Origin of the sequence: Micromonospora sp. NPDC049060 (assembly GCF_040649055.1) — a bacterium.
Classification (GTDB): domain Bacteria; phylum Actinomycetota; class Actinomycetes; order Mycobacteriales; family Micromonosporaceae; genus Micromonospora; species Micromonospora reichwaldensis.
This window is the reverse complement of record NZ_JBEZEV010000005.1, coordinates 123,941-140,037: the sequence shown is the minus strand read 5'-3', so window position 1 is coordinate 140,037 and position 16,097 is coordinate 123,941. Positions and strand designations below refer to the sequence as shown.

The 16,097-nt window shown below is 74.6% G+C and carries 17 protein-coding genes and 3 tRNA genes; 6 read left to right on the top strand and 14 right to left on the bottom strand.

Annotation, left to right across the window (positions count from 1 at the left end):
- Positions 1–154: 154 nt before the first annotated feature.
- Together AB0B83_RS04395 and AB0B83_RS04390 are read left to right on the top strand one after the other, a co-directional pair.
- Positions 155–1,012 (top strand): 3-hydroxyacyl-CoA dehydrogenase family protein, encoded by an 858-nt coding sequence (locus tag AB0B83_RS04395; protein WP_357576940.1) that lies wholly within the window; start codon positions 155–157, stop codon positions 1,010–1,012.
- A gap of 169 nt (positions 1,013–1,181) precedes the next feature.
- Positions 1,182–1,925, top strand: a complete 744-nt coding sequence (locus AB0B83_RS04390; protein ID WP_357576939.1) for an enoyl-CoA hydratase/isomerase family protein — start codon at positions 1,182–1,184, stop codon at positions 1,923–1,925.
- 64 nt (positions 1,926–1,989) lie between these two features.
- Here the strand turns inward: AB0B83_RS04390 and AB0B83_RS04385 are convergent, their stop codons facing one another.
- Entirely contained in the window at positions 1,990–3,339 is a 1,350-nt protein-coding gene (locus tag AB0B83_RS04385) for an ABC transporter substrate-binding protein (protein ID WP_357576938.1), read from the bottom strand.
- A 155-nt stretch (positions 3,340–3,494) separates the two neighbouring features.
- On the opposite strand from AB0B83_RS04385, the gene AB0B83_RS04380 reads away from it, so the two are divergent.
- Both AB0B83_RS04380 and AB0B83_RS04375 read left to right on the top strand, forming a co-directional pair.
- Complete coding sequence (locus AB0B83_RS04380) at positions 3,495–3,884, top strand: hypothetical protein (RefSeq protein ID WP_311412127.1); 390 nt, start codon at positions 3,495–3,497, stop codon at positions 3,882–3,884.
- 169 nt (positions 3,885–4,053) lie between these two features.
- Positions 4,054–4,761: a DUF2786 domain-containing protein gene (locus AB0B83_RS04375; protein WP_357576937.1), complete on the top strand. Its 708-nt coding sequence runs from the start codon at positions 4,054–4,056 to the stop codon at positions 4,759–4,761.
- A gap of 118 nt (positions 4,762–4,879) precedes the next feature.
- Here the strand turns inward: AB0B83_RS04375 and AB0B83_RS04370 are convergent, their stop codons facing one another.
- Positions 4,880–5,398 carry an SRPBCC family protein gene (locus tag AB0B83_RS04370; protein WP_357576936.1) on the bottom strand — a complete coding sequence of 173 codons (519 nt, stop codon included), beginning with the start codon at positions 5,396–5,398 and terminating at the stop codon, positions 4,880–4,882.
- 202 nt (positions 5,399–5,600) lie between these two features.
- Between AB0B83_RS04370 and AB0B83_RS04365 the strand changes: the two genes are divergently transcribed.
- Complete coding sequence (locus AB0B83_RS04365; protein ID WP_357576935.1) at positions 5,601–6,968, top strand: hypothetical protein; 1,368 nt, start codon at positions 5,601–5,603, stop codon at positions 6,966–6,968.
- Between the two features lie 201 nt (positions 6,969–7,169).
- On the opposite strand, the gene AB0B83_RS04360 is transcribed toward AB0B83_RS04365, so the two are convergent.
- The 3 genes from AB0B83_RS04360 to AB0B83_RS04350 all read right to left on the bottom strand — a co-directional run bounded on the left by AB0B83_RS04360 (position 7,170) and on the right by AB0B83_RS04350 (position 9,112).
- Positions 7,170–7,937 (bottom strand): Stf0 family sulfotransferase, encoded by a 768-nt coding sequence (locus AB0B83_RS04360; RefSeq protein ID WP_357576934.1) that lies wholly within the window; start codon positions 7,935–7,937, stop codon positions 7,170–7,172.
- A 98-nt stretch (positions 7,938–8,035) separates the two neighbouring features.
- Positions 8,036–8,536 (bottom strand): hypothetical protein, encoded by a 501-nt coding sequence (locus AB0B83_RS04355; RefSeq protein ID WP_357576933.1) that lies wholly within the window; start codon positions 8,534–8,536, stop codon positions 8,036–8,038.
- Positions 8,537–8,677: 141 nt separating this feature from the next.
- On the bottom strand, positions 8,678–9,112 hold the full coding sequence (locus tag AB0B83_RS04350) for a VOC family protein (RefSeq protein WP_357576932.1): 435 nt from the start codon (positions 9,110–9,112) through the stop codon (positions 8,678–8,680).
- 102 nt (positions 9,113–9,214) lie between these two features.
- Here AB0B83_RS04350 and AB0B83_RS04345 point away from each other — a divergent pair, with 102 nt between their 5' ends.
- On the top strand, positions 9,215–9,541 hold the full coding sequence (locus AB0B83_RS04345) for a hypothetical protein (protein ID WP_357576931.1): 327 nt from the start codon (positions 9,215–9,217) through the stop codon (positions 9,539–9,541).
- A 114-nt stretch (positions 9,542–9,655) separates the two neighbouring features.
- On the opposite strand, the gene AB0B83_RS04340 is transcribed toward AB0B83_RS04345, so the two are convergent.
- From AB0B83_RS04340 to AB0B83_RS04300, 9 genes are all read right to left on the bottom strand, one after another.
- On the bottom strand, positions 9,656–10,234 hold the full coding sequence (locus AB0B83_RS04340) for a DUF4303 domain-containing protein (RefSeq protein ID WP_357576930.1): 579 nt from the start codon (positions 10,232–10,234) through the stop codon (positions 9,656–9,658).
- A gap of 176 nt (positions 10,235–10,410) precedes the next feature.
- Positions 10,411–10,484 (bottom strand) — tRNA-Phe (locus AB0B83_RS04335).
- A gap of 98 nt (positions 10,485–10,582) precedes the next feature.
- Positions 10,583–10,659, bottom strand: a tRNA-Asp gene (locus AB0B83_RS04330).
- Between the two features lie 32 nt (positions 10,660–10,691).
- A tRNA-Glu gene (locus tag AB0B83_RS04325) sits at positions 10,692–10,764 on the bottom strand.
- Positions 10,765–10,917: 153 nt separating this feature from the next.
- Entirely contained in the window at positions 10,918–11,712 is a 795-nt protein-coding gene (locus AB0B83_RS04320) for a polysaccharide deacetylase family protein (protein ID WP_357576929.1), read from the bottom strand.
- A gap of 76 nt (positions 11,713–11,788) precedes the next feature.
- Positions 11,789–12,739, bottom strand: a complete 951-nt coding sequence (locus AB0B83_RS04315; protein ID WP_357576928.1) for a MerR family transcriptional regulator — start codon at positions 12,737–12,739, stop codon at positions 11,789–11,791.
- Positions 12,729–13,370: an isopentenyl-diphosphate Delta-isomerase gene (gene idi / locus AB0B83_RS04310; RefSeq protein ID WP_357576927.1), complete on the bottom strand. Its 642-nt coding sequence runs from the start codon at positions 13,368–13,370 to the stop codon at positions 12,729–12,731. The genes AB0B83_RS04315 and idi overlap by 11 nt, the downstream gene beginning before the upstream one ends.
- Before the next feature lie 34 nt (positions 13,371–13,404).
- The gene (crtI, locus tag AB0B83_RS04305; RefSeq protein ID WP_357576969.1) at positions 13,405–14,913 is read right to left on the bottom strand and encodes a phytoene desaturase family protein; all 1,509 of its coding nucleotides are present in this window, start codon (positions 14,911–14,913) and stop codon (positions 13,405–13,407) included.
- On the bottom strand, positions 14,913–16,067 hold the full coding sequence (locus tag AB0B83_RS04300) for a polyprenyl synthetase family protein (protein WP_357576926.1): 1,155 nt from the start codon (positions 16,065–16,067) through the stop codon (positions 14,913–14,915). The genes crtI and AB0B83_RS04300 overlap by 1 nt, the downstream gene beginning before the upstream one ends.
- Between the last annotated feature and the right edge of the window lie 30 nt (positions 16,068–16,097).

Below are 16,097 nucleotides of genomic sequence, written 5' to 3'. Positions count from 1 at the left end.
TCCTTCCCTCGGTTGGGTGCCGTGGTACCCGATCCGGCGCGCCCCCACGCATGCCGGAGAGATCGCCGCTGCATAGGGTCGGGCCCATGAGCGAGTGGAGCGGGCGGCGGGGCGCGGGTAGACCCCGTCCCGCCACCGGAGACAGGGAGGCGTCATGAGCGACCGCTTTGTCGTCGTCGGGGCCGGCACGATGGGGCTCGGCATCGCGTACGTGGCGGCCGGGGCCGGGCACGCCGTCGAGCTGGTCGAAGTGGACCGGGCCCGGGGCGCGGCGGCCGTCGAGCGGCTCGGGGAGCTGTGGGACAGGGCGGTGGCGCGCGGCAAGCTGGACGCCGACCGGGCCGCGACGAACCGGCAGCGGGTGACGCTGCGCTCGGGGCTCGCCGAGGTCGCCGAGGAGCCGGCCGTCGTGGTGGAGGCCGTACCGGAGCGGCCGGACCTGAAGCGGGCGGTGCTGCGCGAGGCCGAGGCGCTGCGGCCGGTGCTGCTGGGCAGCAACACCTCCAGCATCCCGATCGCCGCGCTGGCCGAGGGGCTGGCCCGGCCCGAGCGCTTCCTCGGGCTGCACTTCTTCAACCCGGTCTGGGCGATGGCCCTGCTGGAGGTCGTGGTCGGCCCGGCCACCGCCGAGGAGACCACCGCCGCGGCGGTCGCGCTCGCCGGCCGGCTGGGCAAGGACCCCGTCGTCGTACGCGACATGCCCGGCTTCGCCACCTCCCGGCTCGGGGTCACCCTCGGGCTGGAGGCCATCCGGATGGTCGCCGACGGGGTGGCCAGCCCCGCCGACATCGACAAGGCGATGGTGCTCGGCTACCGGCACCCGGTCGGCCCGCTGGAGCTGACGGACATCGTCGGGCTGGACGTGCGGCTCGACATCGCGCGCACCCTCCAGGCCGCGTACGGGGACCGGTTCGCCCCGCCGCCGCTGCTCGAGGAGATGGTGGCCGCCGGCCGCCTGGGCAAGAAGTCCGGCCAGGGCTTCTACCGCTGGGAAGGCGGCGTTCGCCAGTGAGCGCGAGGAGTGAGCTTGCGAGCCCCGCAGTCGCGAACGGAAGGTCGGCACGGGTGAGCGCGAGGAGTGAGCTTGCGAGCCCCGCAGTCGCGAACGGAAGGTCGGCACGGGTGAGCGCGAGGAGTGAGCTTGCGAGCCCCGCAGTCGCGAACGGAAGGGGGACCCGCTCGTGAGTGGGCTGCGGATCGAGGAGCAGCCGGACCGGCTGGTGGTCACGCTCGACCGGCCGGAGAAGCGCAACGCCATCGACGCCGACCTGATCGCCGAGCTGCACCAGGTCTGCGCGGACCTGGAGGCGCGGCCTCGCCTGCTGCTGCTCACCGGCGGCAGCGAGGGGATCTTCGCCGGTGGGGCGGACATCGGGCAGCTTCGCGAGCGGGGCCGGCTGGACGCCCTCGCGGCGATCAACTCGGCGGCCTTCGCCCGGATCCGGGCGCTGCCGATGCCGACCGTGGCGGCCGTGGACGGGCCCGCGCTGGGCGGGGGCGCCGAGCTGGCGTACGCCTGCGATCTGCGGGTCTGCACGGCGCGTGCGGTGTTCGGCCAGCCGGAGGTCCGGTTGGGGATCCTGGCCGGCGCGGGTGCGACCCACCGGCTGCCGGCGCTGGTCGGGGAGGCCCGGGCCAAGGAACTGCTCTTCACCGGCCGCCGCGTGGACGCCGAGGAGGCGCTGCGGATCGGGCTGGTCAACCGGGTGGTGCCCGAGCCCGCCGACCTGCTGCCCACGGCGCACGGGCTGCTCGACGAGATGGCGAAGGGGTCCGCGCTGGCGCTGCGGCTGACCAAGCTGGCGGTCGACGCGCCGGCCGCCGCGCACCCGCACCTCGACCTGGTCAGCCAGGCGGTGCTCTTCGAGGACGAGGAGAAGCACCGGCGGATGACGGAGTTCCTCGAGCGGCGACGCCCCCGCTGAGCCCGGACGAGACGACGGCCGCACCGGTCACCGGTGCGGCCGTCCGTGTCCCACGGGTGGTGACTCAGTGCCGGATCTGCACCCCGGCGTCCGCGAGGGCCCGGATCACCTCTGCGGACTCGGCGAAGCCGATGACCAGCACGGCCTCCGCGCCGAAGTCCTTGATCTCCTTCGCGCCCGCGACGAAGTCGATCGGGTTCGCCTTGGCGTCCGCCGGCGGGTCGTAGGTCAGCAGCTTGAGCCGGTCGCCGCCGATGCCGGCCCGCTCCAGCTCGGCCCGGACGGTGCTCTGGAGGCCCTCGCCGTAGGAGTCCTTGCGGGCGACGATGGCGATCTTCTGCGGGCCGTCGCGGAGGATCACGTCGGCCAGCGCCCGGCCCTGGAGGCTGTCCGGCGGGGCGGTGCGGAAGTAGAGGCCGTTGTCGTCCAGCTCGGTGAGGCTGGCGTCGGTGTTCGACGGGGAGAACAGCACCTTCCCGGCCTGCACCACGTCGGGCAGCACCGCGCGGGAGATGCCGGAGGCGCTGGCGCCGATGATGACGTGGACCTTCTGCGCGACGTGCCGCGCCACGGTGGCCTTGGCGACCGCCGGGTTGGTGCCGTCGTCGCCGTCGATCCAGACCACCGGCTCGCCGAGCACCCCGCCCGCCGCGTTGATCTCCCTGATCGCCAGCTTGGTGCCGGCGGAGATCGGCGGGTACGCGAGGGCCAGGTCACCGGTCTGCGACAGCAGGCCGCCCAGGATCAGCGGCGAGCCGTCGCTGCGGTCCGTCCGGCCGCCACGCTGCTTCTTCGCCTTCGGCGGGGCCTTGGTGCTCGCCGCCGACTCGTCGCCGGCCCCGACGAACTCCGTCTTGCCGTCGTTGAGGCGCTGGCCGTCGAAGTGCAGCGTGCCGTAGCTCGCGGTGGACGGCTCGCCGGCGTCGGTGAAGCCGGCCCGGGTCAGCGAGACGCTGCGGTACTCCACGTCCCGGCCCGCGCGGGCCAGGGTCAGGCACTCCGCCACCCGTTCGCAGCGCTGCCCGTCGTTGGTGACCCCGACGATCTGCTTCGCGATGGCGGCGGGATCCGTCGAGCCCGCGAGCTGGGCGGCGATCGCGCTGATCACCACCGCGTCGTACGCCTCGGCGGAGTAGAGGAAGTCGCCCAGCTTCGGGTCGACCGACCGGAGCCGGTTTTTGAAGTCCTCGGGCAGGGGCGTGAGCGGCGTGGTGCCCTTCATGCCGTCGACCAGGCCGGCGCGGTCCTTCAGCTCGGCAGGGTACGAGTTCAGCATGTTGCCGTCGGTGCCGTAGAGGCGCACCTGTTGGGTGGCCGCCTCCTCGGGCTCTTCGGTCCCGCAGGCGCTCGTGGCGAGCAGGAACGTCGCGCAGGCAGCCAGGGTGGCCGCCCGCGAGGCGCGTGACTTGAACATGGTCGTCCTTCCTCCGGCGAAGGTCCGCTGCGCACATTAGCGTGCTGGGCCGTGCGGCGGGACCACGGATGCGGCTCAATCCGCAGGTCGCCCGCCTTGACTACGGAAAGTGACCGCCGGTGGATGGCTTGACCCTTCCCTCTACCGTGCTGTGGGTGACGGACTCACCACAGCAGACGCTTGACGACGCGACCGCCGTGCTCCGCTCGGCGCTGGCCGGGGACGGCGACGCGGTGGCGGGGGCGTTCGACGCGGTCGTCGACCGGTCCGGCCTGGCCGGCGCGTACGGGGTGGCCTGGTGTCTTGCCGCCACGATGGTCGGCGATCCGGTGCCGCCGGGCACGTGCGCGCTGGACTTCCCCGGCATCGAGGAAGCGGGCTACGACACCCGCTGGGTGGCGCGCTTCGTCAGCGCGTACGCCAACGCCGACGACGACACCGGCGAGGCGCTGTTCGGTGCGGCGGCGGCCGACGGGCTGCTGCCGGAGTGCCTGCTCACGCTCGCCGGCTCGACCGTGGCGACGCTGCGTAGCCGGACCGCCTGACCGTTCGTACCGCCCGACGGCACGGACCGGGACGACGGCCGGCGGCCGGACGGTTGGGCGCCCGCCGGCTGGACCGTTACCCGCCGCCCGCCCCCGCCCGCCGGCTGGCTCGCCGGCTGCCGGCCGGACGTGGCGCGGCGCGGCCGGGCCGCCGTGACAGGCTGAGGGCATGTCCGACGCCATGCTCAGCAAGGTGCGCAAGCTGCTGGCCCAGGCCGAGGACCCGGCCTGCACCCCCGCCGAGTCGGCCGCGTTCACGGCCAAGGCGACCGAGCTGATCGCCCGCTACGGCGTGGACCGGGCGCTGCTGGCCGCCCGGGACCCGGCCACGGACCCGGTGGGCGACCGGGTGGTCGAGATCGTCGCCCCGTACGCCCGGGACAAGGCCGGCCTGCTCGCCGCAGTCGCCGATCCGCTGCGCTGCCGCTGCGTCCGCCGCCGGGAGGGCGCCGGCTTCGCCATGCACCTGTTCGGCTTCGCCAGCGACCTGGAACGGGTCGAGCTGCTCTTCACGTCGCTGCTGGTGCAGGCCGCCCACGGGCTGGCCGGCGCCGAGGTGCCGGCCGGCGCGCACCTCGCCGCCTTCCGGCGCTCGTGGCTGGCCGGGTTCGCCCAGGTGATCGGCGTGCGACTCCGGGCCGCGGAGGCCGGGGCGGTCGCCGAGGCGGGCGCGCCCTCGGTGGCACTGGTCCTGGCCGACCGGTCGGACCGGGTCCAGCACCGCGTCGCCGAGGTGTACCCACGGCTGCGTACCGCCGCGCCGCGCCGACTGGCCGGCGGCGGGTTCGGCTCGGGTGCCGAGGCGGGCCGCCGCGCCGACCTCGGCGGCCGGGGCGTCGCCACCGCGCCGGGCGCGCGTCCCGGCCTCGGCCGCTGACCCGCCGCAGTTCCTGGCGGTACGTGACAGCAGTCGGCCTCGGTGGCGCGTGGGCGGGCGGTGAGTGGCGGCATGGCGTGGGCGGTCGGGCCTCGGTCGCTGACTGGCCGGAAGCCGGTCAGTCGGCGCTGTGGTCGGCCACTCTGGCGGCGTAGCGGGTGAGCAACTCGTGCCAGCCGGCGGTCAGCGCCTGCCGGTAGCCCTCCGCGGCCTCGCCGTGCCGGTCGAAGTGCCGGTGCTCGACCGTCACCCGCGTCCGCTCCGGCCCGTCCGCGTGGAAGAGCACCTCCACCTCGCTCGCCTTCGCCGGGTCCGGCACCGGTGCCCGGTCCGCCCCGATCTGCCAGGTGAAGACCAGCCGCTCGGGCGGATCCCAGGTCAGCACCCGGCCCCAGTCGCAGCGGAAGCCGTGCGGACCGATCTCGTAGAGCATCCCGCCGCCGCGCGGCTCCATGCCCAGGTCGGCGAGCTGCTCGGGCCCGGACCAGGTGTATTCCACCACCCACCACTGCGCCAGGGCGCCGGTGAACACCTCGAACGCCCGCTGCGCGGGAGCGGGGACCAGGAGGGCGCTGCGCAACGCGAATCGTTCGGACTCCTGCCGGATGCCGGCCGGGTCAGCCATCTCCTGTCCCATAGGCCCGGACCATACCGGCTGATGCCCGGGTGCGCAGCTTCGTGATTGCCGTCTTCGGGCCGCCCATCCGTACGCCGGAAGACGCCCGCGCGCCCGACCGTGACCGGCCGTGTCGTGGTGCCGGCGGGATGTTCGGCCGGATAGCGGGTACCCGCGCCGAACGGTCCCGGCCGGCCCGGCCGGAGAATGCGGAGCGGGGAGCATGAGCGAGAACGCGCAGCAGCGGGACGACGACCGGACCGGCGGCCGATCGGGGCGACGTGACGGGGAAGCGGAACCCGCCCGCCGGAGTGGGGAGAACGAGCCGGACGTCCTGCTGGACATCCCGGAGGTGTCGGTCGACTCGATCCGGCTCGCCGTGGACGGGCTGGACGCCGACGTCTCCCTGCGGGCCCGGCTGGCCAACCTCCTCCAGCTCGACGCCGGGGTACGGGTGCACCTGGAGGGCGTCGAGCTGGACATCACCGGGGTGCACGCCGAGGCGTTGCTCAAGGTGCGGCTGGAGAAGCTGGTGCAGATCCTCGACCGTGCGCTGACCACCATCGACCGCAACCCGCAGGTCATCCAGACGCTGTCGGGTACGGCGGCGGCCTCGATGGACGACGTGAACCGGGCCAGCCAGCAGTTGGCCAACATGAGTGGGCAGCTCACCGGCCCGGGGGAGCGGGGCGGCGGGGCTGAGCCGCTCACCGCCCTTGGGGAGCAGCGCCCGCTGGAGCGGGTCGGCGGCGCGACCGACGATCTCGGTCAGCAGGTGGGCGCGATCGGTGCGGTCGCCGACCAGTCACTGCGGGAGCCGGGCGGCCCGGGCCGGGGCGGCAAGCCCGGCGCCGGCCAGGGCGGGGAGCCGGGCGGCCGAGGGCAGGGCGGGGAGCCGGGCGCCGAGCAGGCCCAGCGGGGTGGCGGCCTCGCCAGCGGGTCGGGCGGCGGCGGTGAGCAGGGCCAGGCGCAGCGCGCACGCGAGCAGGAGGGCGACGAGGCGGCCCGTCGGGAGCCAGGTGGACCCCAGGAACGGGAGCAGGGCCAGGGTGCCCCGGAGCAGGGCGGGCAGCGGCCGGGTGGTTCGCAACAGGGCGAACAGGGCGGCGGGCAGCGGCCGGGTGGCGAACAGGGCGGCGGGCAGCGGCCGGGTGGCGAGCAGGGCGGCGGGCAGCGGCCGGGCGGTTCGCCACAGGGCGGCGCGGAGCAGGGCGGCGGGGAGCAGGGCGGGCGGCGGCCGGGGCGCGCGGAACAGGGCGCTCAGCAGCCGGGCGGTGAGAGGGTCGGCGGGCCCGGGGGCGGTACGGCCGGAGCGGGCGGCGGGGACCGGGGTGCCGGCGGGTCCGGTGGCGGGCCGGAGGCCGGGCAGCGTGAGCCGTCGGGCGGCCCGTCCGAGGGCGGGCAGGGCCGGCAGCAGCCCGAGACCGGGCAGGGCCGGCAGCAGCCCGAGACCCCGGGCGGTGGCGGTGGTGGCGCACCGAGCGCCGCCCAGATCGCCGAGCAGGCGGGGGAGACGCTGAGGCAGGCCGGCCGGAGCGTCTGGGAGGCGATCCAGGGCGGGATCGCCCAGCACCGCCAACAGCGGCGCTGACCCGGCGGGCGGGCCTGCCTGCGGCCCCGTGGTGGGCGTCCACAGGCCGAGGGCCGGGCCGGTGTGGCGGCGGCCCGGTGTGGCGGCGGGCCGGTGTGGCGGCGGCCCGGTGTGGCGGCGGGCCGGTGTGGCGGCGGCCCGGTCCGGCGGTCCGGTCGCCCTGACGCGTCCGTGGTTCGGGGAGCCCCGCCGGCCGACGGATCAGATGCCGGTCACCGCCGCCCGGTACCGGGCGATCCACTGCCGGTTGAGTTCGTCGGCCTGGCGTTGGTGACGCGCGATGACGGCACAGCCGTCCTCGGGCACGTCGAGCCCCAGGAAGTCGAGGACGGCACGCGTGGTGGCGGCCATGTCCTCGGCCAGGTCCTCGTAGCGCACGACGTGCGGTTGGATCCCCCACGAGGCGAACCACGCCTCCCAGGCCGCGTTGTGCTCCCGGATCTCCTCGATGTAGTGCCTGATCCCGTTCGCATCGAAGCGGGGCGTCTGCCCGTTGCCCACGTCGCCGCTGATCTCGCCACTGCCGCCGACGAACCACGTGCCGGTCTGCTCGGCGCGCAGCCGCGACACCGCCTGTGCCAGTACGTCGTCGCGTCGCAGGTAGACGAAGGCGGTGCGGCCGAACGCCCGGTTCAGCAGCGCGACGTCGTCGCCGTCGAGGTCGGGATGGACCGCCGCGAGCTTCGCGACCACCTCCTCGAGCGTTCCCCACATGAGTTTCGCGCCGAACACGCCGTTGCCGGTCCGGCCCGCGGCGAGCGCGGCCCGTACGAAGTCCGCGTAGTCGAAGCCGCCGTCCGCCCTGCGGGGAAGCTGCCACCGGTCGGCCCACAGCGGCTCGTCCGGGGAGCGGAAGTAGGCCTGAGGGCGACCGGCGAGACCCGTGGATTCCAGCAACCCGAGCAGGAGCGAGCTGCCGGTGCGCGGGGTGCCGCAGACGAAGTACGAGTCGACACGTTCCGTAGGCATGAACGCACACAACCGCAGCGCGGGTGCCCGTCGCAACCGGATTCGTCGATGCCGTCCCCCTCCGGCCCCAGGTGTCCTACCCCGCGCGGCCGGGTTGATCAGTCGAGGACTCGCAGTGCGACCGTGACCACGACGAAGAGTGCGATGGTGGCGGCGGAGGCGATCCGTGCCTGTCGCGACCGGGTGAACAGGCCCACCACCAGTGCCGCGCCCAGGCCCAGCAACCAGTGACCGACCTCGGGGTGCCGGTCGGGATCGAAGCCGAGGTGGCCGAGGGCGGCACGCCCGTAGCCGACGAGTGCGGCACCGCCGACCCAGACGAGCAGGGTCCAGCCGCACCGGCGGCCGGGGCTCTCGGTCAGCAGCGATCCGTGGCGGGTGATCGTGCCGAGCAGGTAGGTAAGCGTCAGCAGCGTCGCCACGCCGGCGAGCAGCACGGCGTTCAACCCCACGAAGAAGGCGAACAGCAGCCACGGGCCACCGTCGGTCCCGCGCAGGAACAGGGCGGCCGCCACGCCGACCACGACCATCTGCCCCACCGCCAGGCGTCCTGAGTTCACCACCAGCGGTGCCGACTGTGCGGTCGACTGCTCGGCCACGCTCCGTCCCCCCGTCGCGCCGGCCCGCCGCAGACGGAACCAGGGCGGGTCGGTGATCAGCCTGGCAGAGCCGGGCGGCCTACCGCTGTCCCGGATCCGTCCGTCGACAGGAGCCGGGGCGGGCGGACGGCCGACGCGCCGTCAGGCTGAGGTCGCGGCGACGCAGAACTCGTTGCCCTCCGGATCGGCCATGACGATGTGGTGCCCGGTGAACTCCCCCAGGACGCTCCCGCCCGCCTTCACCAGCCGCTCGGACTCGGCCCTGATCCGCGCCCACCGCTCGTCGGGGCTGCCGTGGCCCGGCACCCGGACATCGATGTGCAGTCGGTTCTTGGCCGTCTTCGGCTCGGGGACCCTGAGGATGGAGAGCGCGGGCCCGACGCCGTCGGGATCGCACAGCCACGCCGCGTCGTCCACCGGGTCGTCCTCCGGCAGGTCGAAACTCGCGTGCCACTCCGCACGGGTCCGGAAGGGCGCGGGCGGCGGCTCGTCCACGTAGCCCAGCGCCGTCTTCCAGAACTCGCCGAGGAGTTTCGCGTCCGCGCAGTCGAGGGTCAGGCTGATTCTGGCTGCCATGGCGGGACCGTACTGCGTGCCCCCGACAGTCCCGACCGAGCCGAAGGGGCAGGCCCCGACGGTACGGCCTGGGACCTTGACGTTCCCTGCATGATGGGCCGCATGAGCCTGAGTGATCCGGACCCGGTGTGGATCGCCGTACGCCTCGTGATCGTGGTCCTCAGCCTGGCCATGATCGCGCTCGGCGTGCGTGTCGCCGTGTCGGGACGGTTTCCCTCGGCGTGGGTGCGGGTCGCCCGCCTGACGGCGACCCAGCGGTCCCAACCCGCCCGGATCGGCGGCAGCCAGGCGCTGCTCGGCGCGTGCCTGCTGGTCCAGCAGGCGCCGTTCCTCGTTCCCATGCCCTTCCTGGCCGGGCGCACCCTGTTCGTGGTGGCACTCCTCCTCGCCGTGACCGGGGCGGGATGGTTCGCCCTGCTCCGGCGCTAGAGCACCGCTCCGTGCCGCGTCGCCGGCTGATCCTGCCCAGGCCGAGCGGGACGCGGCCCACCCTGGCCGTGTAGCGGCGTAGGCGTCGCGAACAAGGGGTTACGGCAACGGTCGTCAGCCGCCGTCCGTCTCGTCGAAGAAGTCGCGGGCGGAAGCGACGAGGCCGGGGTTCGGGTGGCCGTCGTTGAGCAGGTCGATGCCGCGTACCGTGAGATGCGCGTTGCCGTCCGTGTCCGTGACGAACAGCACGGGACGCCATGCGGGGTTGATGCCGGCGATGCTCGCCCGGACGCGGTGGTCGCCCAGGGCGTCCTCCAGCGTCGCGCGGGCCCGGCGGCACCATTCGCCGTGAGCCTCGTCGTCGTCGCCGAGAGAGTCGTGGGTGTCGAACATGTCCCGGCTGATCTGCACCAACGACTCGACGCCGGGCCCGGCAGCCTCGTGGTCGTCCGTGACAGCCCACTCGTCGGGCCACCAGCGGTAGCCGTCGGCGTACGCGTCGTCGGCCTCGACGAGCACCTGGAGGGCCTCTTCGGTGTGCGCCAACAGGGTCACCGTGACGACGTCGCTGTCCGTGGTGAGCGCCACCGCGTACAGCTCCTCCGATTCGCGTCCCTCGAGCATCGGGCCGATCGTCGCGCAGATGCTCGCGACGATCCGCTCGCGCAGTGCGGGCATGTCGACGGTGGGCACCGCGCTCCTTCCCGGGGCTCGCCCTCGTCCTGGTCGCCGGGACGTTGGCCGCCCCGGAAGGGCGCGACGTAGCAGGGGCGCCGCCACGTCGAGGACTGCCGGAGCAGCCCGGTACGCAGAAGCGCCGACCGGCGTTTCCGCTGGTCGGCGCTTCAGTAGCCCGGCGAAAGGCTATGTGGCCAGGGGCGGGGTCGAACCGCCGACCTTCCGATTTTCAGTCGGACGCTCGTACCAACTGAGCTACCTGGCCGTGTTGCTCGGTTCATGCTACCCGCACGGCGGGTTCTCCGCCGGAAGGGTCACATGCCCCGATACGCAGAACGCCGCGCAGGGCGCGGCGTTCTCCGCTGGCGGTCCTGACGGGACTTGAACCCGCGACCTCCGCCTTGACAGGGCGGCGAGCACTCCAACTGCTCCACAGGACCTAGCTTTGTTGCCTCCGGCCGAAGCCGGACCGTGCCCCCAACGGGATTCGAACCCGTGCTACCGCCTTGAAAGGGCGGCGTCCTGGGCCGCTAGACGATGAGGGCGGCCCCGCCATCATTGCACACTCGCAACTTCAAGCGGACTTGCTCCCATCCGGCCCCGCCGGAGGCTTGGATAGCTTACGTGATGATCGGTCCGTCGACCAAACCGGTATGGCCCTGACCACAACGCGCCGCAAAACCGCAGGTCAGGTGGCTCTAACGGAGCCGGGCGACGCCGTAGCGGCGCTTCAGGTCGGCGATCAGGCGTGGGCTGGCGGCCAGCGTGGCGGCCCGATCGCCGCCGCCGTCGTGCAGCAGCACGATCGAGCCGGGGCGGGCCGCGGCGCGTACCCGCTTGGCGATCGTCGCGGCGGTCGGCTTGCCCCAGTCCTGCGGGTCGACGTGCCAGTGCAGCGACCGCATGCCGAGTTGCTTGGCGACCGTCACCACCTCGGCCGTCCACCGGCCGCCCGGCTGCCGGTAGAACGGCACCTTGGCGCCCGGCACCGCCGCCCGGATGGCCGCGTTGGTGCGCAGGAGGTCCCGCCGGATCTCGGCGGCCGGACGCCGGGCGAGATCCAGGTCGTGGTTCCAGCTGTGGTTGCAGAGCTGGTGGCCCTCCCGCACGATCCGCCGCACCAGGTCGGGATGGCGCCGGGCCTGCTTGCCCACCACGCAGAAGGTGGCGGTGACCTTGGCCGCCCGGAGGCGGTCGAGGACCTTCGGCGTCCAGGTCGGGTCCGGCCCGTCGTCGAAGGTCAGCGCCACCGTCCGTGCGCCGGTCGTACGACGCAGCCCCGCCGGCAGCTTCGGCGGCAGCGGCCGGACCAGGCGCCTGGGCGGGGTGCCGCGGGTCGGTCGCGGGGCGGCCGACGGAGCCGGCTCGGCCGGCAGCGGGGCCGAGGCGACGGGGTCGGGGCCGGCGGCCCGCCGGCCCGTCGCGGTGCCGTCGCCGCAGCCGCCGAGGAGGATCAGGGCCAGACCGGTGGCCAGCACGGCGCGTAGGCGCATCGTTCGCTCCCGGAGGGGGTCGGGGTCGGCGGACCTCCCGACGCTAGTGGACGGCGTCCCGCCCTCGGCACCCCCGTCAGTCCGCCGTCGCCTGGTCCAGGGAGTCGCGTAGGGCGAGCGCCAGCGAGACCGCCTCGGTGAGGTCGACCGGCCGCACCACCCCGGCGGGCAGCGAGTCCGCCAGCCAGCCCGGCCCGGCGGCGAGCACCAGCAGTGGCCGGCGGGGCGCGGCGAGCAGGGCGTTGAGCTGGGTGGGGTCGGCGGTGGCCCGGGTGTGCGACCAGATCACCACGGCGGCCGGACCGGTCCGGTTGACGGCCTCGAGCAGCGCGGCCAGCGGCATCCGGGCGCCGAGCATCCGGTAGCCGACCCCGGCCTCGGCGAGCGCGGCGGCGAGCGCCTCCAACGGCAGGGTGTGCTGCTCCTCGTCGGCGCAGGTGAGCACGATGCGCGGTGGTCCGGTGGGCGCGCCGGCCCGGGCGGCCACCGCGAACGCCTCCGAGACGCAGCGCGACATCAGGTGCTCGACCTCGACCAGTCCACCGGTGGCGGCGTGCCGCTCCCCGATGCCGAAGAGCACGGGGCGCAGCAAGCCGTCCCAGGTGGCGACCACGCCGTCCGCCTGGACGGCCCGGGCGATCGTCTCGCCGATCACGACCGCGTCCAGCCGCATGGCGGCGCGGGCCAGCCCTCGGGCCGCCGGCCCGGCCCGGCCGACCGGGATCGTCGTACCGCCGCCGTCCCGGCCGGCTACGGCGCGCACCCGTGGGGGTACGGCGGCGTCGGCGGGCACGGCGTCCGGTGCCCGGCGGGCCCAGCGGGCAGCCTCCGCCGGGGTGACCCCCTGGGCGGTGAGCCGTCGCATGATCTCCAGGCGCGCGAGGTCGGCCGGCGTGTAGCGCCGGTGGTGCCCGGGTACGTGCTCGCTGGGCCCGAGGCCGTAGCGCTGGTGCCAGGTGCGCAGGGTGGTCACGGCGACGCCCAGCCGTCGGGCGACGGCTCCCGCGCTCAGCGCCTCATCGGCCACCCGACCGCTCCGAGGCGTCGTTCGCCGGCTGGCCGGGCGGGCTGGCGGCCGGACCGGGCGGACCGGCGTCCGGGCTGGGCGGGCCGACGGCCGTCCCCGAGGGGGCCAGCAGGCGGTTCACCACCCCGCCCAGCCACGGTGCGTACGCGCGGGGGTCGGCGTCGAGGTCGGCCGCCAGCGAGAGGGGGTCCACCCAGCGCAGCTCGGCCACCTCGTCGGGGTCGGGCAGCAGCGGGTCGCCCGGCCGGAACTCGCCCCGCAGGACGTGGTCGTACTCGAACTCGACCCGACCGGTGACCGGGTCCTCGGCGTAGTAGACGTACACCCCGACCTCGGTCAGCTCGACCGGGCCGGCGCCGAGCTCCTCGCGCAGCCGGCGGTTGGCGGCCTCGACGAGGGACTCGCCCGGCGTCGGGTGGCCGCAGCACGAGTTGGCCCAGCGCAGCGGGAAGCGGGTCTTCACCGGCGCCCGCCGTTGCAGCAGCACCCGGCCGTCGGGGTCGACGAGCAGCACCGAGAAGGCGCGGTGGAGCTGGCCCGGGGGCTGGTGGGCGGCGGCCACGGTGGTCTCGCCCTGCGGCCGCCCGGCGTCGTCGACGAGCTCGACGAGATGCTTCTCGCGGGTGGTCACGGCAGGTGTCTCCAGGGTCCGAGGGGGAGGGCCATCAGGCTGCCCCGGTGATGCGGCCGGCGGCCAGCTTGCCGGAGATGAGCACCATGGGCACGCCGACGCCGGGCTGGGTGCCCGAGCCGACGAAGACGACGTTCGGCAGCGTCCGGTGCAGGTTCGACGGGCGGAACGGGCCGGTCTGGAAGAGGCTGTGGGCGGCGGCGAACGGGGTGCCGGCGGCCATGCCCTGCTCCGCCCACTCGGCCGGGGTCACGGCCCGCAGCACCTCGACGCCGGCCCCGAAGCCGACGTAGCCGCGCTCCTCCAGGGTCCCGACGAGCTGGTCGGCGTAGCGCTGGGTGAGATCGCCCCGCCAGTCGAAGGGCGCCCGGTCGAGGTTGGGCACCGGGGCGAGCACGTAGTAGGTGTGCCGCCCGGCCGGCGCCACCGACGGGTCGGTCCGGCTCGGGTTGGTGACCAGCAGGGACGGGTCGCTCATCAGCTCGCCCCGCCGGATGACCTCATCGAAGGTGCCCTTCCACGACCGTCCGAAGTGGATGTTGTGGTGGGCGATCTTCCCATACCCCTGGGTCGACCCGACGTGCAGGACCACGCAGGAAGGGGAGTAGGTGAGCCGGCGCGGACGGCTCGGCGGCAGCAGGTCGCGGTAGGCGACCGGCAGGTCGGGATTGAGCACGACCACGTCGGCCGGGATCAGCTCGCCGTCTGCGGTCACCACGCCGGTGGCCCGGCCGTGCGCGGTCTCCACCCGGGTCACCGTGGTGTCGTAGCGGATCTCGACGCCGTGCTTCTCGGCGGCGCCGGCCATGCCCCGGGAGACCGCGTGGATGCCGCCGCGCGGGAAGTACACGCCGGCCACCGAGTCGAGGTACGCGATGACCGCGTAGATGGCCAGCGCGTCGTGTGGGGCGAGGCCGGCGTACATCGCCTGGAAGGAGAAGATCCGCTGGGTACGCGGGTCCCGGAAGAACTGGTTGATCTTCGTCTGGAGTCGGCGGAACGCGCCGCCCGCCAGCAGCTTGACCAGGTTGCCGGTGAGCAGGTCGGTGGGCGCGTCCAGGTTGCGCTCGATGAAGTCGGCGCGTTCCCACTGCCAGAGCCTGCGTGCGTAGTCGACGAAGCGCAGGTAGCCGTCGGCCTCGCGCGGGCCGCAGACCCGGGCGATCTCGGCGGCCATCCGCGTGGTGTCGGTGATGACGTCCAGCGTCGACCCGTCCGGGTAGTACGCCCGGTAGGCCGGGTCGAGCGGGGTGAGGTCGAGCCAGTCGTCCAGCTCCTCGCCGACCGCGCCGAGCGCCTCGGCGATCAGGTCGGGCATGGTGAGCACGGTGGGTCCGGTGTCGAACTCGTAGCCGTCCACGCCGAGCCGGCCGGCCCGGCCGCCCGGCACCGGCTCGCGCTCCAGCACGGTCACCTGCCGACCGCTGCCCGCCAGGTGCAGCGCGCAGGCCAGCCCGCCCAGCCCGGCGCCGACGACGACCACCCGGTCCGTACGCCCGTCGACGGTGCGCACGCGACCACCTCCTTGTGCGAAGTTGCCCATCATGCCCGCCGGTTGGTGGCGGCGGTGGCGAGGCCGGTCAGCGCGGTGCGCGCGGTCTCGTCGATCGACGCGGTGCCGAGGGCGGTCAGCGCCTCGTCGACCCGGTCGGAGATCATGCGTTCGACCCGGTCGACCGCCCCGGTGTCGGCGACCAGTTCGGCGAGGCGGGCGACCTCCGCGTCCCCCACGTCGGCGCCGAGGCCGTCCAGGGCGCGCCGCTGGGTCGGCGTGGCGAGCTGCCGGGCCAGCATGAGCAGCACGGTCGGCTTGCCGGTGCGCAGGTCGTCGCCGGCCGGCTTGCCGGTGGTGGCCGGGTCGCCGTAGACGCCGAGCAGGTCGTCGCAGAGCTGGAACGCCTCGCCGACGGCCAGCCCGTAGCGGGTGTACGCGGCGGTCAGCGGGGCGTCGCCGCCGACGCCGGCCAGGCAGGCGCCGAAGAGCAGCGGCCGCTGCACCGTGTAGCTCGCGGTCTTGTAGCGGGCGACCCGCAGCGCCCGGTCGACCGACCAGTTCGCCGCGTCGCTCTCGCCGAGCACGTCGAGGTACTGCCCGGCGATCGTCTCCACGCGCATCTGGTCGTAGCAGCGCCGGACGTCGAGCAGGCGGGCCGGCGGCAGCGTCGCGTGCGCGAGGAGCCGGTCGGCCCAGACCATGCAGAGGTCGCCGATCAGCACCGCGACCGCCTCGCCGAACCGATGCGGGTCGCCCCGGTGGCCGGCGGCGGCGTGCCGGGCGGCCAGCGCCACGTGCGCGGTGGGCCGGCCACGGCGGGTGGCGGAGGCGTCCATCACGTCGTCCTGGACGAGGGCGAAGGTGTGCAGCAGCTCCAGGGCGGCGAACGCGGGCAGCACCGCCGGCAGCGGACCCGTGCCGCCGGGCGCGCCGCGCCACCCCCAGTAGGCGAACGTGGGGCGGACGCGCTTGCCGCCGGCCAGCACGCAGTCGCGCGCCGTCGCGGCGAATCCCCCCATCGCCGCGTCGATCTCGCGCAACGCGTCGACCTCGGTCGCCAGGAAGGCGGCGAGGGTGTCCTGCACCGCCGTGACCAGGTCCTTCGTGTACGCGGCCAGGACCGCCCGGACCGGGTCGTCCCCGTCGGTCGGGCCGGCGGGGGCCACGCGGAGCGAGTTACCCGCAACTGCGTCGTTGGCCATGTGACCGAGCGTACCCTAGGCTTACGAGTT

What these genes read in the sequence shown, in the direction of transcription:
- AB0B83_RS04395 (WP_357576940.1), top strand. Translation starts at nt 155, where the DNA reads ATGAGCGACCGCTTTGTCGTCGTCGGGGCCGGCACGATGGGGCTCGGC.
- AB0B83_RS04385 (WP_357576938.1), bottom strand. Translation starts at nt 3,339, where the DNA reads ATGTTCAAGTCACGCGCCTCGCGGGCGGCCACCCTGGCTGCCTGCGCG.
- AB0B83_RS04375 (WP_357576937.1), top strand. Translation starts at nt 4,054, where the DNA reads ATGTCCGACGCCATGCTCAGCAAGGTGCGCAAGCTGCTGGCCCAGGCC.
- AB0B83_RS04370 (WP_357576936.1), bottom strand. Translation starts at nt 5,398, where the DNA reads ATGGGACAGGAGATGGCTGACCCGGCCGGCATCCGGCAGGAGTCCGAA.
- AB0B83_RS04365 (WP_357576935.1), top strand. Translation starts at nt 5,601, where the DNA reads ATGAGCGAGAACGCGCAGCAGCGGGACGACGACCGGACCGGCGGCCGA.
- AB0B83_RS04360 (WP_357576934.1), bottom strand. Translation starts at nt 7,937, where the DNA reads ATGCCTACGGAACGTGTCGACTCGTACTTCGTCTGCGGCACCCCGCGC.
- AB0B83_RS04350 (WP_357576932.1), bottom strand. Translation starts at nt 9,112, where the DNA reads ATGGCAGCCAGAATCAGCCTGACCCTCGACTGCGCGGACGCGAAACTC.
- AB0B83_RS04345 (WP_357576931.1), top strand. Translation starts at nt 9,215, where the DNA reads ATGAGCCTGAGTGATCCGGACCCGGTGTGGATCGCCGTACGCCTCGTG.
- AB0B83_RS04320 (WP_357576929.1), bottom strand. Translation starts at nt 11,712, where the DNA reads ATGCGCCTACGCGCCGTGCTGGCCACCGGTCTGGCCCTGATCCTCCTC.
- crtI (WP_357576969.1), bottom strand. Translation starts at nt 14,913, where the DNA reads ATGGGCAACTTCGCACAAGGAGGTGGTCGCGTGCGCACCGTCGACGGG.
- AB0B83_RS04300 (WP_357576926.1), bottom strand. Translation starts at nt 16,067, where the DNA reads ATGGCCAACGACGCAGTTGCGGGTAACTCGCTCCGCGTGGCCCCCGCC.